This window comes from Mesorhizobium sp. M0833, from assembly GCF_040319905.1.
Taxonomy (GTDB): Bacteria; Pseudomonadota; Alphaproteobacteria; order Rhizobiales; family Rhizobiaceae; genus Mesorhizobium.
In genome coordinates, this window is the sequence record NZ_JAMYOQ010000059.1 from 1 (window position 1) to 17,228 (window position 17,228).

Genomic DNA, 17,228 nt, shown 5'->3' on the forward strand with positions numbered 1-17,228 from the left:
CCCCCGTCCTCCGGCCCGAATGTGGCCCAAAAGGCTGTCGAGGTCATCGTTCATCAGACCCTCGATCGGTTTTTTACATCGATATTCACGCAAAACGCTGTCGGTGCACAGGCAAGAGCGGTGGCTCTTATCACCGACGCCTCAAAGGCCTGCGCTCTAGCTCTCAATCCTTCCGCTCCGAGAGCGGCGCTCTTTTCCGGCAGTTCGACCATAAAAATGACGGGCTGCTCCGTGATGTCCAACTCCATAGCCGCGGACGCCATCAAGCTTCAGGGATCGGCAAGCCTTCAGGCCGACTGCCTGATATCGGCCGGCGGTGTTTCGTTGAGCAACCCCGTGACGACCGTGTGCGCCAGGCCGATAACCCAGGCGTTGCCCGCCGGTGATCCCTTTATCGACCTGCCGACGCCAACAGCCACAACTCCCTGTCAAAACTCGAAATTGTCGACACTGAACCCCGGGACATACTGCAGCGGGCTGAGCCTGAGCGGCAATGTTGCCCTCTCGCCCGGCTTGTACGTCATTCAAGGCGGTGATTTCAAGGCGAACTCGAACGCGAATATTTCCGGCGACGGAGTCATCATCTATCTGGCCGGCACATCGAGCGTGAGCATGAACGGCAACGCCACCGTCAAGCTTAGCGCACCGACGTCAGGCACCTATTCCGGCGTTCTGTTTTACGGCAACAGAGGTAACCGGGCGGGGTCGAACACGTTCAATGGCACGGCGGACTCGCTTTTGACCGGCGCTCTGTATTTTCCAACCCAGGACGTCAATTACCTCGGCAATTTCTCGGGCAAAGGCGGTTGCACTCAGGTCATCGCCGGTACGTTGCAGTGGTCCGGCAACACGAGCATCAGCCAGGATTGCACAAGCCTCGGAATGCGAGACATTCCGGCCACGCAATCGATAAAACTTGTCGAGTAGTCTTCGTGGAACGGCTGCCAGTCCGGAAAAAGACGTCAAGGTGACGATTGGAATCGATCCTCCTAGCGGCGGTTTCCGAATGGCGCATCTGACTGCCAGTTATGCGTTCGTGATCGAGTTCCCGTACTTCGCCCGATATCCGATAGATTACGCAACGACAGTCACAGTTCCCTTGATTGGAAATTAAGGCTCATTCTGGTCGCACGCCGCGGCTAGGCAATGAGGCCTCAGCTTGACTTGTCCTCACGCTTGAGCCCGCCTTTCCGTGCAACAATGATTTGTTGCTCCGATTGGCGAATGGGTACTTCGCCGCGCCTGCCAGGAAGCGGCCCTCTGCAGGCCGTGATCACCCACGACGATGCCCGGCAGTATGCCCGAAAGCTGGCACAGCACCTGGTCAGCAAGCACCCCGATCGCTATCTTTTGTCGGCTGCGCCGTCGGCTCGTTGTGGGCGCATCTTTCTGGATTACCTCCGCAACGGCCGCGGCAACACAGCCGTCGGCGCTTACTCGCCGCGAGCCCGTTCAAGCTTTCCCATAGCCGCTCCAGTCACATGGACGCAGGTCGAAAAGGGAATTTTGCCGGACGCGTTTACGTTGGAGAGTCCATTTCGGCCGGCGAAGGCCGCCTGGGCCATGCGGAAGAACCGATAGCAATCGCGAAGTGTTAGTCCCATGCGAAGACCTTAACCGCCGGCGTCACTGCGGCTGCGGCAAGCGTCATTGGGGGCCGTTGGGGTAGATGCCAAGAGACGCCGGCCCAGCGGGTTGGGGTCCGCCGCCTGGAACAATAGCGGGTTTGGAAATTCAGGTAACTCCGTGATTGCGGAAGACGAGCCTTTGCGATCTCGTCCGTTTCGCTCTTCGTCTATCGAGCGCACGTGTCAGGGAAGCGTTCTGTCCAACCACTCCCGCAGGACGATGCCAAAAGTTCCCCCTTGGCCATCCTCATTCGGGTTGCCCTGTGGGACATACGAGGTGGCTCAGCCGGTGAGACAGCATAAAAGGTCGCGAGGAGAAGGCGGCCACCTCCGCAAGCTGCTCGCCAGCGCCATTGATCCTATTAGGAGGCTTTAAACTATTCTTGATACACGACGCGGTCTCGTCCTTCCGACTTGGCCCGGAAAAGCGCCAGGTCGGCTGCATTGATGAGATCATGTGGCGTATGGCTCTCATTGGGTACCGTCGTTGCAACACCAACGCTTATGGTCACCCGCTCGGACCCGTGCGGAATGCTCAACTCCCGCACGCTCTGGACGAGCCGCTCCGCGACGGTGCCCGATTGCGCCAACGAAGCGTCGACCATCACAACAACGAACTCCTCGCCCCCATATCGCGCAGCGAGATCCGTAGAGCGATTGCAAGTGCTCTGGATCACACCGGCGACCTGCTTCAGCACCTCATCGCCCGCCATGTGGCCATGGGTGTCATTATAGCGCTTGAAGTGATCTGCATCGATCATCAAAAGCGACAACTGGCTCTGCGTGCGGATTGCGCGCTTCCATTCCGCCGCGAGATACTCATCGAAATAGCGCCGGTTTCCGAGACCGGTAAGGCCGTCGATCCGTGTGAGGCGCTCAAGCTCCAGATTTGCCCGCATTAACTGCCGCTGGCTTTCTCGGAGCGCGCGATAGGCCTCCTCTCGCTGAGCGTGGTCCAGATAGGCGCGCGTGTGATAACGGACGCGAGCGACAAGCTCGATGCGGTCGGGCAGTTTGACCAGATAGTCGTTCGCCCCCGCTTCGAAAGCTTGACCCTTGGTTGCCGGATCCTCTTTGCTTGACAGCACGATGACCGGAACAGAATGCGTCGATAAATTCTTTCGATATTGCCGCACCAAGTCCAGACCATCAACACCCGGCATGACCAAGTCCTGCAGGATGACTGTTGGCTTCACCTCATCGGCAACTGTCGTCGCTTTGAGCGGATCGGTGCAGAAATGGAAGTCTATGTCTGGTTCATTGGCAAGCGCCCGCCGGACCGCCTCGCAGACCATTATCTGATCGTCCACGAGCAGAACCATCGACGAATAATTATCCGCCTGGGGCGACACGAGATTTGGTTTGCCTGTCATAGCACAACCCCTTTCACGAAGATCGGCCGCACGCCTCGACAAGGCGCCGGGCGATTGAGTCAAGCGGCAGAATGTCGACAGCTGCACCGATGGCAGCTGCGGCTTTGGGCATCCCATAGACTGCACTCGACGCGCTGTCTTGCGCGATTGTCAAATGCCCTTTGTCGCGAAGCAGCTTGAGTCCTTGGGCACCATCTCTACCCATCCCTGTGAGCAAGACACCGATCACCGCACCCCGCCACCGTTGAGCGGTGCTCTCGAAGAATACATCGACGGATGGACGGTAGACGTTGTCGTGCGGCTTCGGCGTATAGCCGAGCGTGTGAGGCGACTTGAAGACCAGATGATCTGCCGTGGCAGCAATGAGAACAGTGCCGGCCTCGGGCTCATCTCCTTCCTGCGCGGGACGGATTGGAAGGGCTGCATGCTGGCCCAGCCAGTTTGCAAGACCGGGCACGAACTGCGCGTCGAGATGCTGGACGAGAACTATTGCGGCCGTGAAATCGCTCGGGAACGCGGCGAGGATCGCGGCGACAGCTGCCGGTCCGCCCGCTGACGCACCGATGGCAATAAGGTGTTGTGCCGATGACAGAGCGGGGAGCACCATCTGTGTCCTCCCGTTTGGAGATGGCGCGTCACGTACGAGTTTGCTGATCGTCGTTATCTTCTTGATGAGACGAACTGATCCGGGACCATTAGAGCCGATTGATGGGATGTCGACCGCGTCAAGGGCGCCATAGCCCATGGCTTCATAGACTCCCGGGATATTGGCCTCAATGCTCGCCGTGACCAGCAGAATCAGGCACGGCGTCTCCGCCATGATCCTGCGCGTAGCCTCGACGCCGTCCATTTCAGGCATCACCAGATCCATGAGGATGAGATCCGGGAGGTCTCGTTGACAGGCCACTACGGCCTCGCGCCCGTTTACCGCGATCCAGGCGACCTGATGCTCCGGGGTTGACGTAACCAGTCGCCGGAGAAGCTCGACCGCAAGGGGCATATCGTTGACGATAGCAATCCTCATTGATGGGTCCCCAAGCTGCGCCTCATTCTGCCGCTTGGCCGATTAGGTCTACGACCGCGTGTAGCAGCGTCTCGTCATGAAAGCTGCCTTTGGTCAGGTAGTAGTCGGCCCCGGCATCAAGACCGCGCCTGCGATCGTCTTCACGATCTTTGTACGACACAATCATGATCGGGGTGTTCGCGAGCCGGCCATCCTTCTTGATCAAGGTTACGAGTTCGATGCCGTCCATGCGCGGCATATCGACATCGGTGATGACAAGATCGAATGGCTCAGATCGGATGGCGTTCCATCCATCCATACCATCGACCGCGACCTCCACCTCAAAGCCGTGATTGTCCAGCAGCTTGCGTTCCAGCTCGCGTACGGTCAAAGAATCGTCAACTACCAGAACGCGCTTGCGCCTCCTCTGATCGGGGCCGGTGGTACCGCGCCGCAAAGTCCGAAGCCCGCCGGACGAGGCGAGCTTGTCGACTGATCGGGTCAGATCGTCGATATCGATGATCAGGACGGGCGAACCATCTTCCATCAGTGCCGCCGCGTTGACGTCCTTGACCTTAGCAAGGCGGGGGTCAAGTGGTCGGACCACCAACTCGCGCTCGCCCAGGAATCGGTCGACAATCAGCCCGTACGCTTCACTGTGATTGCCATTGATCAAGACCACCGAGAGTTCATCGGCATCTGTTTGCGGTTCAGCGCGATCAAGAACCTCGTGGGCGGTGATCAGTCCGATCTGTCGATCGCCGAAGCGGAAATGCGGCCGGCCTTCGAGCATTTCGATGCGAGTGCGCAGTAACTTTACGGTGCTTGAGATGCCTGCGAGCGGGAAAGCGTAGGGCTCTCCATCAATCTCGACGAGCAGCGTGCGCAGCACCGACAAGGTCAGTGGCAGCTGGAGCTGGAAACGCGTTCCGATGCCGGACTCTGAGGAGACGGTTGCCAGGCCTCGGACCTGCTTGGCCATCGCCTGGACGACATCGAGCCCGACGCCGCGTCCCGAGAGATTACTAACTGTCGCTTTCATCGAAAAGCCTGGCAGAAACAGAAAGTCGAGCAATTCCGTCTCGGTAAGTTTGCCGACTGTCTCCTCGGTGGTCAGGCCACGCGTCGCGATCGTTTCGCGCAGCTTGTTCAGATCGATCCCCCTGCCGTCGTCCGCGACGATGATTTGCAGCAGGCCTGCATTGTGCCGTGCTTCCAGCCTAATGACACCTTCCTCCGATTTGCCGGCTGAAACACGTTCCTCGGGCATTTCGAGTCCGTGGTCGACAGCATTGCGCAGCAGATGCCCCAGTGGTGCGTCGAGTCGGTCCAGGATGTCGCGGTCTATTCCGGTCGACCCCCCAACGATGTCCAACCGCACGTTCTTCCCCAAGGCGCGTCCAAGGTCGCGGACAGTCCTCGAATAGTGCCGCACACCATCCTCGAACGGGCGCATGCGACTCGCCAACGTTTCGTCATAGAGTCGGTTCGCAAGGTCAGTGGCTCTGCGGTCGATTGAGTCCAGTTCGTTAAGGCGCTCTGCGAGGAACGTCTGGCTGAGCCGAAGTTTTTGCTGCGCCACCGCCAGTGCGTGCACCGTACGTTCGTCGCTGGGACTCTCGGGCAGTGCGTTACCGAGCTCGTCGAAGGCCTTGGCGAGATCCGACTGAAGCCGCTTTAGTCGCAGCAGCCCGTCGGTGAACGGCCTGAGACGGCGAGCCTCCATAAGCGACTCACCGGCAAGCCCGAGTAAGCGGTTCAGACTGTCGGCCGTCACCCTCACCATACGATCGGAACCGGCGCTGCCATTGCCGTGAAAAGCTGGCTCAGATCGATTGAGGTCGCCTGTTTCCCTGGTCGAGGAGATCCAAATGGCCTCAGGCTGGGCAGGATTTGAGGCGGCGGCCTCCGCCTCAGAGATTGCCAGCACCTTGTAATGCGATGGGGAGGATGCCTGCTCGAGCGCCAGCAGAAAACTAGCTATGTCCGGTCTGGCGCTCTCATCCGACGAAGCAGGCTCAGTGGCTATCAACCCAAGGAGATCGATGCCTTTAAAAAGTGTATCGATGTGCTCGCGACCGAGCCTGAGCTGCCCCCGCTGGGCTGTGACCAGGCACTCCTCCATCGCGTGCGCAACTTCTACTGCCGGGGTTAGATCGACGATCCGGGCGGCGCCCTTCAGCGAATGGGCAGCCCGCATGCAGGCTTCCAGACTCTGGGCGGAGATGGGATCGCGTTCGAGCGCCAGCAGACCAGACGTCAGGGCCTGTGACTGCGTCGCCAGTTCCGCACGAAAGAGGTCCAGCATGGAAAACTGGCTGTAGTCCGCGCCGCTCATGCGATGGCTCGATCGAGCATGGCCAGCAGCAGCGCCTCGTCCAGGCAGCCGACCGCGCGCTCTCGCCACGAGATCATGGCGGCTGTCATGCTCGAAGACGCTTTCCCAACCGTCCCGGGCACGGCAAGCTGGTCACTCTGTTTGTAGCGATAGATCCCGTGCATTTCATCCACACCGAAGGCAACGCGCTTGTCGCCGTTGCCGACGACGATCAGTCGTGGAAATGCGCTGGTCCGCAGGCCCCGATCCGCCGTTTTGCGGTCCTCGATTCCGAGCAGCTTGGCAAGCGAAACGCAGACTAGCAGTTCGCCTCGAACATTGACGATGCCGAGAACCGCGCTGTTCCTGCGGTGTGGCAGCGAATGAATGCTACGCAGCTCGGCCACTTCTTGGAAGGAGCCAACCGGAAGCGCCAGCCATTCCTCGCTGAGACGAAAGACAACGACCGTCTGAAATGCACTGCCCTCGGCATTCCCGACGGCTACGTCGGTCCTTGCCTGGGCAAAATGTCGAGCCCACTCGTCCCGATAGCCGGGCGACAGCGGACGGTTCAGGAGGTTGCGTGCGATTTCCTTATAGGTCGGGCAGTTCCGGCAGTGGAGATGCTGCTCCAGTTCAGGGCACGACCTGTCACCACGAACGCCTATTTGCCGCCAGCAGTCGCCGACGGCGAGGTCCGGCACCGATGATGCACTACCGGACACAGCTGACGTCAAGTGCCGCTCCTTTTCTCGATCCGGCCGAGCCGCCCCGTCAGTGCTTCGGCCCCGGCGATGTCGCCCTGCTTACGAAGGAGCAGCGCAAGATGGGCGAGGGCTTCCTGATGGCGGGGTTCTAGATAGAGGGCCTTTCGATAGCTCTGGATCGCCTCGGAACGAGCATCCGCTGCATCGTGGGCCAGCCCGAGCAGGTAGAAAATTTCCGGGGACGGGCCAAATTCCGTAAGGTGCGACAGTGCGAGTTCCTTTGCCTCTGCAACTCGTCCCGCATTGGCGGTGCGCTCTACCGCAGCGAGACTCGTGGCCGTCCGCTCGGGCAGGGGGATAGGGCCGCGCTCAACCTTGCCAATGACCGGCCGGGTAGTGGGCCGAGCCTTGGCGCCTGGAGAGACTTGAACAAGGCCCGCAACAGGGGGACGCGCTTTGGGCGGTGCGATCGGAGTGGCAATCTGAGAGGGCCCCTCGTTGATGAACGCGAATGCCATGGGTAATCGGGCCGAAACAAAACCGTGCAGAAAGGGAAGCCCTGATTCCGCCGGCCCGACGAGCAGAAGGCCCCCCGGCGCGAGGAGGTTCTTTAGACAAACCAAGGCGCGATCTTGCAGGGGCCGATTGAAATAAATCAGAAGGTTGCGGCAAAAGATAATGTCGTAGGGTGCCGGACTGGGCGATGCCACAGGATCGAACAGGTTGCCGAGCCTGAATTGGACCTGATTCACGATGGATAGGTCAGGCCGAAGCCCGCCTTCGGCTGCGTGAAAATAACGCTCTCTGAATTCGAGGAAACCACCGCGAAATGAGTTGCGCCCGTAGACGGCGCGCTCGGCGGCCGCAAGATTAGCCGTGCTCACATCGACGGCGTCGATCTTAAAATCCTGGGCGCCGAAACCGGCATCGAACATCGCCATCGCCATCGAATAGGGCTCTTCCCCTGTCGAGCACGGTAGACTTAAGAGCATAATGGGATGACCCGGCCGCTTGCGAGCCGTTGAATGACGCGTCATCGCAGCGAAAGCCTCACGATCTCGGAAGAACCAGGTTTCCGGTACAACAACGGCGTTGATCAGTTCCTGGAGCTCGGATGGGGAGCACGCTAGCAATTCCCAATACGCCTCAAGCTCACCGATCCGGCAGGCAACCATCCGTTCGCGGAGCGCATGACGGACGACCGACGCACCGACGGTGCCGGTGTCCAGTCCAATCGTTTCCTTCAGCAGCTTTTCAACAGCACCAAACATCATGAACTCGTCGCGACCTGCCGGAACAGCGTATTGCGGATCTCTTTCGAGAGGAGCGCTTCTGCCCTGACCCACTGAACAAGCCCTTTGTCGTCCGTCGCTATGTGCCCCAGATAGGGTGGAGTTCCCGCCTCCATCCCCGACGGCGCGAAGTCAGAAGCATCCCGGTCGAACATATCGGTCGCTTGTTCAGCTACGAGGGCAAGCAGGTGGTCCTCACCATCAGAGGCCGGGTAGCGGATGAGAACAATCCGTGTGCTCAGGACCGGCGACGAGGGCCGCCCAAGCGCAAGCAGGCTAAGATCGATCATTGGCACGGATACCCCGCGATAATTGATTACGCCTACCACACCGCTCGGTGCGCCCGGCAGCGTCCTCACGCCGATGTAAGGCAGCACCTCCTCAATCTGACCTACGTCCAGCACGTACCGGTCACCGCCCATGGAGAACCCGAGGAATAGCATTTCGTCCCTAGCTCGCAGGCAGTTCTGGTTAGGCCCGCAGTTTGAAACGGGAAATACTGCTGCGTAACCCGCCTGAAACCTGATTGAGTTCGTCGATCGCCTGCGTGGATTGCTGCAGGGATTCGACAGTTTGCTGCGCCGCTTCGCTCAATTGGATCAGCGTCTCACTGATCTGCCCTGCACCCGTTGCTTGCGCCTGCATTCCTTCATTGGCGACTTCGAAGCGTGGTACCAAGCCCTGAACCTGCTGGATGATCTCGTAGAGCTGGCCCCCGACCTGCTGCACTTCTTGCATGCCGCGCCGGACCTCTTCGGAGAATTTGTCCATGCCCATGACGCCGGCCGCCACGGCGGATTGGATTTCCTTGACCATCTGCTCAATGTCGTATGTCGAGACGGCCGTTTGATCGGCGAGCCGCCGGATCTCCGTTGCCACTACCGCAAAACCTCGCCCATACTGTCCCGCCTTCTCAGCTTCAATGGCCGCGTTCAGCGAAAGAAGATTGGTCTGGTCGGCAACCTTGGTGATCGTGGTCACCACCTGATTGATGTTCCCGGCCTTCTCGCTGAGGACTGCCAGCTTGGAATTGATCGCAGTGGCGGCTTCCATAACGTGCTGCATTGTTGCCTCCATGCGGGACAGCCCTGCCTGTCCGCCGGTGGCGAGTGTGGCGGTTTGTTCGGCGACCGCAGAAACTTCGCTCATCGTGCGGACCAGCTCATTGGACGTGGCGGATATTTCCTTCGCCGTCGCCCGGATTTCGGTGGTTGTAGCTGCGATCTCGTTGGCGGTAGCCTGCTGTTCTTTTGAGGTTGCGGCCACTTCGGTGATCGATGTGTTGACCTGAATGCTGGATTTCTGAACTTGGCCTATCAGCGTGGTCAGATCGTCGGCCATGGCGTTGAAGCCGTCAGCCAAAGTGCTGAACTCGTCCTGGCGCTTCAAGTCGAGACGGCCGCTGAAGTCGCCCTGGCGCATTACGCGGACGAGGTCGACTAATCGACCAAGCGGGACTGTGACGGCACGGAAAAGAAAATAGCCGCACAAAAGTGCCAAACCTAGTGCTGCGAGAAAACCGGCAATCAGGCCCAGCTCGGCAGTACGGACGATCTCGCCAATTCTTTGGGTCGAGCTGTTTGCCTCGCCTCTATGGTCCTCGACCATAGCCTGCAGAGCCGACTGCAATTTCCGAAAGATCGGCTCGACATTGTTTTTGATTGCCGGGCGCTCGTTCGGAATCTCTCCCTTCGCCAACGCCGCCCGGCTAGCATCCAGCACAGCGGCTTCGGCTTGGCGGAACTGACCCGCAACGTCCTTGACGGCCGCGTAGTTCTGCTTGTCTACATCAGAAACAATGGTCGCTTCATACTCGTCCATTGACCGTTGCACTGCATCGCGGTTCGCCTTGATTGTCTCCTCAAAAGCCCGCTTGTCGGCAGGATTGTCCTGGAGAGCATATTCCTGGAGAAGGCTATGAGCATCCATCTGTCCCATCATGATCTGGGTGCTGTGATAAAGATCTGGAAGGATCTCCTTCTCCACCCTGTTCGCTTCTTGCTCGGTCTGGAGAAACCAAACATAGGCAATGATGGCCATTACTGACATGACCACCAGAACCGCGGCGAAACTGGCCAGTATGCGGCGACGTATAGTCAAGCTGTTCATCAGGCTCAATTCTGCCGTGGAGGCGCCAATCTGTTACACGCACGCTAGCAGCCTCGCATGGCGACTACGCCGAGCGGGCGAGGTGCGTTGTAATCGTAAAAGCTAATGTTGGAATCGTTTCTTTTCCGTTCACGTTTCCCGCCACAATCCAGATGTTGTGGCATGTACAGATCGGCAGCGCGCGGGTGGCAGCAGAACTTGTATGGCCGGATGCCGTCTCCTACCGGCCTTAGAGGCCGAACTCCTGAGCATGCTCAGGAGCTCTTATCGGGGTAGGGATCGCTGCTTGGAGTTGAGCGACTTCTTCCCCCTTATCGTGAACTGTGGCCACCAAGGTGTGGCGCCAAGGTAAATTGAGTGCTGCCCATCCAGTCACAAAAATGAGGGCAAACGGGACCAGCGCGCCAGAGACGTACAAGATCTCCTGACGCTACCTCCCTTGGCGGCGTTTCCGCCAAGCAGAGTGCGAGCACGCCGAGAATGCTTAACCAATAGACTTCCATGTTGTCTCAGCTCCCTGGAATCGCAGTGGACCAGACGGTGCTTGCGCGTCATGCTGCAGCAATCGACCTGCTGATCGCGCCATAGCCGATCTGCTTGACGCGGCTTCATTAAGGTTTCCAAAAGGGGGCACTTGAACTGGAAAGCACAGTCAGAATGGCAGCCGGGCAACCATCTATATCCTGACCGAGTTTCCCGTCGACTGGCCGGAGCGTGTTCTCTCGCCGGCCAGCAAAGATTTCATAAGATGGCGTTCGCGAAGATTGTGTCGGTCTCAGAAAAAACAGCGCGGGGACGAGAGCACCGCACCGAAGGGGCTATGCGGGGACGAGATCACCCCATTGCGGTGAAGAGAGCACCCGACAGTGCCAGAAATGCGGACCCGAATGCGGTGACGACAGCACTAACGTGTGGTGTACCACTACCCATCGCCGCCCCGACCATACCCGACACAGAGCCTCGGCATGACGGCGACATGTCGGCCGCTTCGACCAATGGCTGGCCCACGCCGCTAAAGCCATCGGCCGCGTGGACAACGATCGGTTCCTGGCCGAGCACCAAGCCGCCGACGATGAACCGCGCTCGCCGTCTGTGGACATGGTTGCCGCCGTGCTTGAGCGCGAATGGTGGCGCCGCCGGCCGGAAGGTCGCGACGAATGAAACGCCGGCCCAGTTCAACCGGCGCGACGTCCTTCAAAGCTGGGGGGATCGATCTTCATCAAGCGGTCTGCGGCCTCGACCGCAGCTCGTATCCTGCTGCAAAGCGCGAGATTCTTGGCCAGCATTTCTTCAGTGCGTTGAAGCGCGAGCTCGGTCCGATGGATGCGCTGCCTGGCAATGGCAACTTCTGATGTCAAAATATCGGCCGCTATCCCGTGGCCGTGGGGTTCCATAGTGTCCATCAGTTTCTAATACATGGGGGGCGATATCGTTCCCTGATATCGGGCGAGCGGGGTGTCGCCGTTCCTCTATCAGTGATGAGCGCTGCCAATATGGTCCGGCCGTCTTTTCAGCCGCGACAAAGGCGCGATGAGCCGAATGACCAACGCGCTCCCTGTCAACACACCGCGCGTCGATACCCGGATCGCGCCATGAATATGGCCGGATCGTATGAGGGCCGACCGCTTATTCGCTCACGACCGATGGTTTGCTGCCGACACGAGCGCCTGCCGGCGCCACTCGTTCAACAGCCAAGCGAGGTCTTTCTTCGGCAGTCCGTAGTTGTCCGGAAAGTGCTTGGCGACCTTGGCGAGGCTCTGAGATCCAGCCCCGAAGCCAAGCACGTCGTATGTGACGATCAGACTGGCAGTCTGCGGTCGGTATGGGCGCTGTTCGGAGCGTCGGCCTTCTTGATTTCGCTTGCTAGAGGCGGCAGCGCCCTTTTTCCCGATACGTTTTATCGCGTGAAAATTTGTCTGGGGGTTCCCGCGGACGAGTACTATTGATGTCATAGGGGGATCGCTGGAATGATCGAGAACCGCCCGAAGCATCTGACCGACCAAGACGACTACAACCGCGTTCCCACAGAGCCCTTTCAGCCTCGCCTTCGAGAACTTTCCGCCGCTTCTGCGGGAATGCCTGGCGCCAGTCGGCGGGATCCAACCCCATTACCGGCGCCATGTTCAAGGCCGCCGGCGGCATCCTCCGCGACAGTCCCTCGAAAGGGGAAATCGCGATGTTCCGCGCGGCCGGCACGCAGTTCCAGATGATCAGCATGGTGGCGAGCATCGCACACCTCAGCGACGGCCCTCCGCACGCGGTCCCGTATGCCCTGACGCTGTTGCCAGCCTCAAAACGCGGCAAGGTCGATCCTTGCTCCATCGACTACATTGCCAATATGGCCGGCGGCACGGCCGATAGCAGCGATTGTGCTACACGGGGTTCGACCCATTCGCCGGCGAATGGGGGATGTATGGGCCGGTAAGCCTGTTCACCCAGACGGACTACAACGGCCATCTCGACGAATTGGGGATCGTGGTCGGTCGCTACTACATTCCGTTGCAGCATGATGCCGCCGACGTGCTCGAGACGCCGCTCGGGTTCGACACCCCCGGCTCGAGGAGAAGTACGCGAAACATCGCGGCAAACTGCTCTCCACGCGATTCTCCAAGGTCGAAGCGCGGCCGCTGTGGGGTCTGGACTCCCCGATCGAGCTGTTCCTGTTCCAGGAGCTGCTGCGTCGCGGCCATGAGCCTGAACCACAGGTCCTTTTCACCACGGACGGCAAGTGCCACGCGTCGCTCTACCATCTCTGGAAGGACATCGAGTTCCGGCACATGCCACAGACGGTCACCGTGTCGGATTTCTATTTCCCCAAACAGAAGCTGGCCATATTCTGCGACTCTGGTGCCTTCCACCGGGGCCAATGGGGCCCAAAGCGCCCTCGGCATTCCAATCGCCGAGAAACACCGCCAGCGCATGGTGCCGCGCATCGCGTTGCCGTCCATCTTCGCCTCCTGTTCAAGGGTGACCTTCGCCATTGTCCTCGATGAAGCCACCCAGCATTGCCTCATGCGGCACATTCCAGCCGAAGTAGACCTGAGTCTCGACGATCCTGCCGTTTTGCACGCGGTGCAGTTCCGCATTGCGGAAGGTCTTGCCAGCGGAACTACCCTCGTAAACGATGAAGGCCCAATTGTCCTGTTCGGCGCCCTGTACGAACTTCATCCCGGTGCAGGTCTCGCTGTTGGGCCAGCAGCGGGCGAAGTAGGTCTCGCGGCTCAGCGCATTATCGAGCGGACTGGTGAAGCTGTACGGATCGCCGATGACGGCCTCGATGGCTTCGCGATCTTTGTCTACATAGGCTTGCAGGGCTTTCTTCACTGCATCGAGCGGTCCGGACATGGCTGTCTCCTCATCTGACTTTGCTGAAGCAGTTTCGTAGTTCGGCGACAAATAAGTCTGGCACTTCGAGTTGCGCGAAGTGACCGCCGCGGTCGACTTCGTTCCAGTAGAACAGGTTCGGGTAGACGAGCGGCGCCCAGCTTCTTGCCGGTGGCAAATCATGCGGGAAGACGCTTACTCCGACCGGCAGGTCGACGACGCCAGGATTGTTGCGGCCTTTCAGGATCGCAGCCTGCTCGCGGTAGAAGCGGGCGGACGATGCACTCGAATTGGTCAGCCAATAGAGTGTGATCTAGTCGAGCATGTCGTCGATAGGGATCAAATTTTCCGGCCTGCCTGTCGTTCCGGTGCCGCCGTCAAAGATGTCGTAGAGCCAGGCGGCCTGCGCCACGGGCGAGTCGGCAAGCAGATAGCCGGCTAGTTGCGGCTTGGTGGCTTGCAGCATGCCGTAGGCGAAGCCGCTCTCCTGGAATTTCGTGTATGCTTCGACGGCCTTTTTCTGGTCGGGCTCCAACTTCTCAGGGATCTTGTCCGGGATGGTCTGCGCGAAGTTTAGATGAATTGCTTCGAGGTCCTTCGGCTTCTGCTGTGCGAGCGCCGTGGTGACGAAAGCCCCCCAGTCACCACCCTGTGCGACATAGCGCTCATAGCCGAGGCGGCGCATCAGCTCAGCCCACGCCCGCGCCGTGCGTTCCGCATTCCAGCCGGGCTCCGTTGGCTTGTCGGAGAAGCCGAAGCCAGGCAGCGATGCGATGACGACATGGAACGCTTCCGCGGCGGTTCCGCCGTGCGCGGTGGGATCGGTCAGCGGTTCGATAACCTTCTGGAACAGGAGGATCGTACTCGGCCAGCCGTGGGTGAGGATTATCGGCAGCGCGTTCTCGTGCGGCGACCGCACATGCAGGAAGTGGATGCCGAGCCCGTCGATCTCCGTCTTGAACTGCGGCCAGGCATTAAGGCGGCTCTCGGTTTTGCGCCAATCGTAGCGATCGCGCCAATGGCGGATGAAGTTTTGCAGTTCCTTGAGAGATGGACCTTGGGCAAAGCCGGGCTCGGTCGCGGCTTCGGGCCAGCGCACGGCGCCAAGCCGTCGCTTCAGGTCGGCGAGCGCCTCATCCGGTGCGCGATAGCTGAAGGGCGTGAATGGATCGGTCTGCTGCGCCCGAGCGGGCAGCGCGCTAAGCGCGAGAGACGCCACCGCACCCTTGAACAGCGCACGGCGCGAGACAATGACCGCCGCCATGATCAGCGACGCTCCAGCATGCTTTCATACCCAGAGGGTCCGTCCCCCTCTACGGGACATTGCCAGGCTGCCTCGAGCCTGTAGGGCGAATTGGGAACCTCCGCCGTCAGATCATTGTTGTTGTTGATCATTACAGTCTCCTCTCTGTTCGATCCTCGCCCAGGCTGGACGGCGATTTTTCACGGAGTGACGATGCACGTTTGCCTCCACGATCAGATCGTTCATGCCGGAATCTGGCACGTCGCCGCGGAAGGCGAGCATCGCCTTCACGGTTTCCCATTCCTCGTCGACATTGACGCGGTCGTCCTCGATCGATCGGATCGGCGGCGACGACGAAGTCGCGGCAGCTCGCCGCCTTGCGCGCCACTCCCATTACTGCGTGTGACGCCTTCAAGAAGGTGGCGCTTGCCTGACTTCACCCGCATGTGGCCAGACACGATGATCATTGCGGCTCACCGAGGATCGCACCGAGCTTGTCGAGCGCCTCACTCCAACCCTGCTTGTGGCTGTCGGCTTCTTCCTGATCAAGCAGGCCTTCCTGCGTGAAGGTCAGACGCGTTCCCGTGCCGTCGGCGGAAAATTCGTAGGTGATGCGTGAGGTCACGCCATCGGGGGGATATTCAGGCGGCCCTTTCGTCCACCGCCATGTGTGCACCAGGAGCGCAGGCGGCTCGACCGTTTCATACGTACCTTCGGCGGCCATCTCGCCGGGCGGTCCGACCATGCGGAAGGCGAATGTTCCGCCTGCGCGCATGTCAGCTTCGAGTTCAGTCACCCGAAAATCTTTTGGGCCGAACCAGCGGGCCATGATGGATGGATCAGTGCACGCGGCAAAGACCTTGTCCGGCGATGCCCTGTAGCGGCGGACGATCTGCAGTTTGGCGCCCTTCATCTCGTGTCTCCATCGACGATCTCACCAAGCCGGTCGAAGCTGGCGTTCCAGAAGGCGAGATTGCGCTCCAGCCAGGCTTTGGCGTCAGCCATCGGCTCTGGCACGAGACTGCAGCAGACGTTCCGGCCCCGACGCTGACGCCGCACCAAACCCGCGTCACACAACACGTCGATATGCTTGATGACCGCCGTCAGCGACGTGGGAAATCGCTCGGCAAGCTCGCCGACAGCCACTTCGCGCTCATGGGTAAGGCGCTCGAGTATGGCGCGGCGTGTCGGATCCGCAAGGGACGCAAAGGCCTTATCGAGGTCGTTTTGATAGGCGTGGCTGTCGATCATTCTCTGGGAACTAACCAATCGGTTATTTGTTCCACTGACGACCGAACAGCCGCAAACGAAACGGAGGATGAAATGGCTAAGCAACAAGGTCCCGGAATTCCGGCGCCGTCCATGCTCAAGAAAATCGGCAATTTGAAAGGGCTTCGCCGGATGATTGGAAAGAGGCGCGAGAGGAGTTGCTGGTAGAGGAAAAGACGTTGATGAAGGCGAGGGATCATCTGGCCGCCAAGCGCCGGCGTTTGCCGTTACGGAGGTTTCACGAGACTACCGGTTTGTCGGCATGGATGGCGAAACGGATTTGCTCGGATTGTTTGAAGGACGGACGCAGCTGATCGTCTATCGCTTCTTCTATGCTCCGGACGTCGAGAACTGGCCAGACGGCGCCTGCACAGGATGTTCGATGTTCACCGACATAGTAGGCCACCCGGCTCATCTGGCCGCTCGCGACTCGACACTCGCCTTTGTGACGGCCGCGCCCCTAGAGATGGTCACGACCCTGCGCAAGCGCATGGGTTGGGAACATCTAACCTTCTGCTCCCTATCAGACGACCGCTTCTCCGAGGACTTCGACGTAAAAGAGATGTTCGGCCTCAATGTCTTCATCCGGCAAGGTGCCCGCGTGTTCCGTTCCTATTTTATGAACGGTCGCGGCGTGGAAGAAATCGGACCGGTCTGGTCCTTCCTCGACATCACGCTACTCGGAAGGCAGGAAATCTGGCAGGACGTGCCTGCCGGGCGACCGCAGGGAGAGCCATATAACTGGTGGCGGCTGCACGACGTTTATGGCGAGGTCGCAACTCGACGTTCCTGACGGACCTCGACGTTTGTGTGTGCTGCAGGAGAGGCCTTCGACATCTATAACATGAGGCCCTCCGCGCCGCGCGTCATGCTAGAGCGGCGGACTTTCATGTGAGTCCATAGCCTGCGGCAGTGAAGTAGTTTCTGCATTCTGTTGGAGAGAAGAGATTGCAGATATCGCCA

At 59.7% G+C, this 17,228-nt stretch carries 17 protein-coding genes and 2 pseudogenes; 4 read left to right on the forward strand and 15 right to left on the reverse strand.

Features of this window, described 5'->3' with window-relative positions:
* Both NKH98_RS32015 and ligD read left to right on the forward strand, forming a co-directional pair.
* A partial coding sequence (locus NKH98_RS32015) for a hypothetical protein (RefSeq protein WP_352904204.1) occupies positions 1-927 on the forward strand: 927 nt, incomplete at its 5' end.
* A 303-nt stretch (positions 928-1,230) separates the two neighbouring features.
* Positions 1,231-1,581 (forward strand): annotated as a pseudogene (gene ligD / locus NKH98_RS32020) (non-homologous end-joining DNA ligase LigD); the annotation flags it as partial.
* A gap of 424 nt (positions 1,582-2,005) precedes the next feature.
* Here the strand turns inward: ligD and NKH98_RS32025 are convergent.
* From NKH98_RS32025 to NKH98_RS32065, 9 genes are all read right to left on the reverse strand, one after another.
* A complete protein-coding gene (locus NKH98_RS32025; RefSeq protein WP_352904205.1) occupies positions 2,006-3,001 on the reverse strand; it encodes a diguanylate cyclase in 996 nt (331 codons plus the stop codon).
* A gap of 13 nt (positions 3,002-3,014) precedes the next feature.
* On the reverse strand, positions 3,015-4,025 hold the full coding sequence (locus tag NKH98_RS32030; RefSeq protein WP_352904206.1) for a chemotaxis response regulator protein-glutamate methylesterase: 1,011 nt from the start codon (positions 4,023-4,025) through the stop codon (positions 3,015-3,017).
* A gap of 22 nt (positions 4,026-4,047) precedes the next feature.
* Positions 4,048-6,342, reverse strand: coding sequence for a hybrid sensor histidine kinase/response regulator (locus tag NKH98_RS32035; protein ID WP_352904207.1), 2,295 nt, complete (start codon positions 6,340-6,342; stop codon positions 4,048-4,050).
* On the reverse strand, positions 6,339-7,058 hold the full coding sequence (locus NKH98_RS32040; protein ID WP_352807362.1) for a chemotaxis protein CheW: 720 nt from the start codon (positions 7,056-7,058) through the stop codon (positions 6,339-6,341). The genes NKH98_RS32035 and NKH98_RS32040 overlap by 4 nt, the downstream gene beginning before the upstream one ends.
* Positions 7,055-8,302: a CheR family methyltransferase gene (locus NKH98_RS32045; RefSeq protein ID WP_352904208.1), complete on the reverse strand. Its 1,248-nt coding sequence runs from the start codon at positions 8,300-8,302 to the stop codon at positions 7,055-7,057. The genes NKH98_RS32040 and NKH98_RS32045 overlap by 4 nt, the downstream gene beginning before the upstream one ends.
* On the reverse strand, positions 8,299-8,763 hold the full coding sequence (locus tag NKH98_RS32050) for a chemotaxis protein CheW (RefSeq protein ID WP_352904209.1): 465 nt from the start codon (positions 8,761-8,763) through the stop codon (positions 8,299-8,301). The genes NKH98_RS32045 and NKH98_RS32050 overlap by 4 nt, the downstream gene beginning before the upstream one ends.
* Positions 8,764-8,791: 28 nt before the next feature.
* Positions 8,792-10,429 carry a methyl-accepting chemotaxis protein gene (locus NKH98_RS32055; protein ID WP_352904210.1) on the reverse strand — a complete coding sequence of 546 codons (1,638 nt, stop codon included), beginning with the start codon at positions 10,427-10,429 and terminating at the stop codon, positions 8,792-8,794.
* 834 nt (positions 10,430-11,263) lie between these two features.
* Positions 11,264-11,608, reverse strand: a complete 345-nt coding sequence (locus NKH98_RS32060) for a hypothetical protein (RefSeq protein WP_352904211.1) — start codon at positions 11,606-11,608, stop codon at positions 11,264-11,266.
* Positions 11,605-11,832: a hypothetical protein gene (locus NKH98_RS32065; protein ID WP_352480381.1), complete on the reverse strand. Its 228-nt coding sequence runs from the start codon at positions 11,830-11,832 to the stop codon at positions 11,605-11,607. Before NKH98_RS32065 ends, NKH98_RS32060 begins: the two co-directional genes overlap by 4 nt.
* A gap of 716 nt (positions 11,833-12,548) precedes the next feature.
* Between NKH98_RS32065 and NKH98_RS32070 the strand changes: the two genes are divergently transcribed.
* The gene (locus NKH98_RS32070) at positions 12,549-12,854 is read left to right on the forward strand and encodes a hypothetical protein (protein ID WP_352904212.1); all 306 of its coding nucleotides are present in this window, start codon (positions 12,549-12,551) and stop codon (positions 12,852-12,854) included.
* A 64-nt stretch (positions 12,855-12,918) separates the two neighbouring features.
* Here NKH98_RS32070 and NKH98_RS32075 read toward each other — a convergent pair whose 3' ends face one another.
* The 6 genes from NKH98_RS32075 to NKH98_RS32100 form a co-directional block, all read right to left on the reverse strand.
* Complete coding sequence (locus NKH98_RS32075; protein ID WP_352904213.1) at positions 12,919-13,410, reverse strand: hypothetical protein; 492 nt, start codon at positions 13,408-13,410, stop codon at positions 12,919-12,921.
* Positions 13,391-13,774: a nuclear transport factor 2 family protein gene (locus tag NKH98_RS32080; protein WP_352480379.1), complete on the reverse strand. Its 384-nt coding sequence runs from the start codon at positions 13,772-13,774 to the stop codon at positions 13,391-13,393. Before NKH98_RS32080 ends, NKH98_RS32075 begins: the two co-directional genes overlap by 20 nt.
* Before the next feature lie 292 nt (positions 13,775-14,066).
* Entirely contained in the window at positions 14,067-15,017 is a 951-nt protein-coding gene (locus NKH98_RS32085) for an epoxide hydrolase family protein (protein ID WP_352904214.1), read from the reverse strand.
* 111 nt (positions 15,018-15,128) lie between these two features.
* Positions 15,129-15,287 (reverse strand): hypothetical protein, encoded by a 159-nt coding sequence (locus tag NKH98_RS32090; protein ID WP_352904215.1) that lies wholly within the window; start codon positions 15,285-15,287, stop codon positions 15,129-15,131.
* A gap of 172 nt (positions 15,288-15,459) precedes the next feature.
* Positions 15,460-15,909 carry an SRPBCC family protein gene (locus NKH98_RS32095; RefSeq protein ID WP_352904216.1) on the reverse strand — a complete coding sequence of 150 codons (450 nt, stop codon included), beginning with the start codon at positions 15,907-15,909 and terminating at the stop codon, positions 15,460-15,462.
* A complete protein-coding gene (locus tag NKH98_RS32100) occupies positions 15,906-16,247 on the reverse strand; it encodes an ArsR/SmtB family transcription factor (protein ID WP_352904217.1) in 342 nt (113 codons plus the stop codon). Before NKH98_RS32100 ends, NKH98_RS32095 begins: the two co-directional genes overlap by 4 nt.
* 200 nt (positions 16,248-16,447) lie before the next feature.
* On the opposite strand from NKH98_RS32100, the pseudogene NKH98_RS32105 reads away from it, so the two are divergent.
* Positions 16,448-17,058 (forward strand): annotated as a pseudogene (locus NKH98_RS32105) (DUF899 family protein).
* The last annotated feature ends 170 nt before the right edge of the window (positions 17,059-17,228 follow it).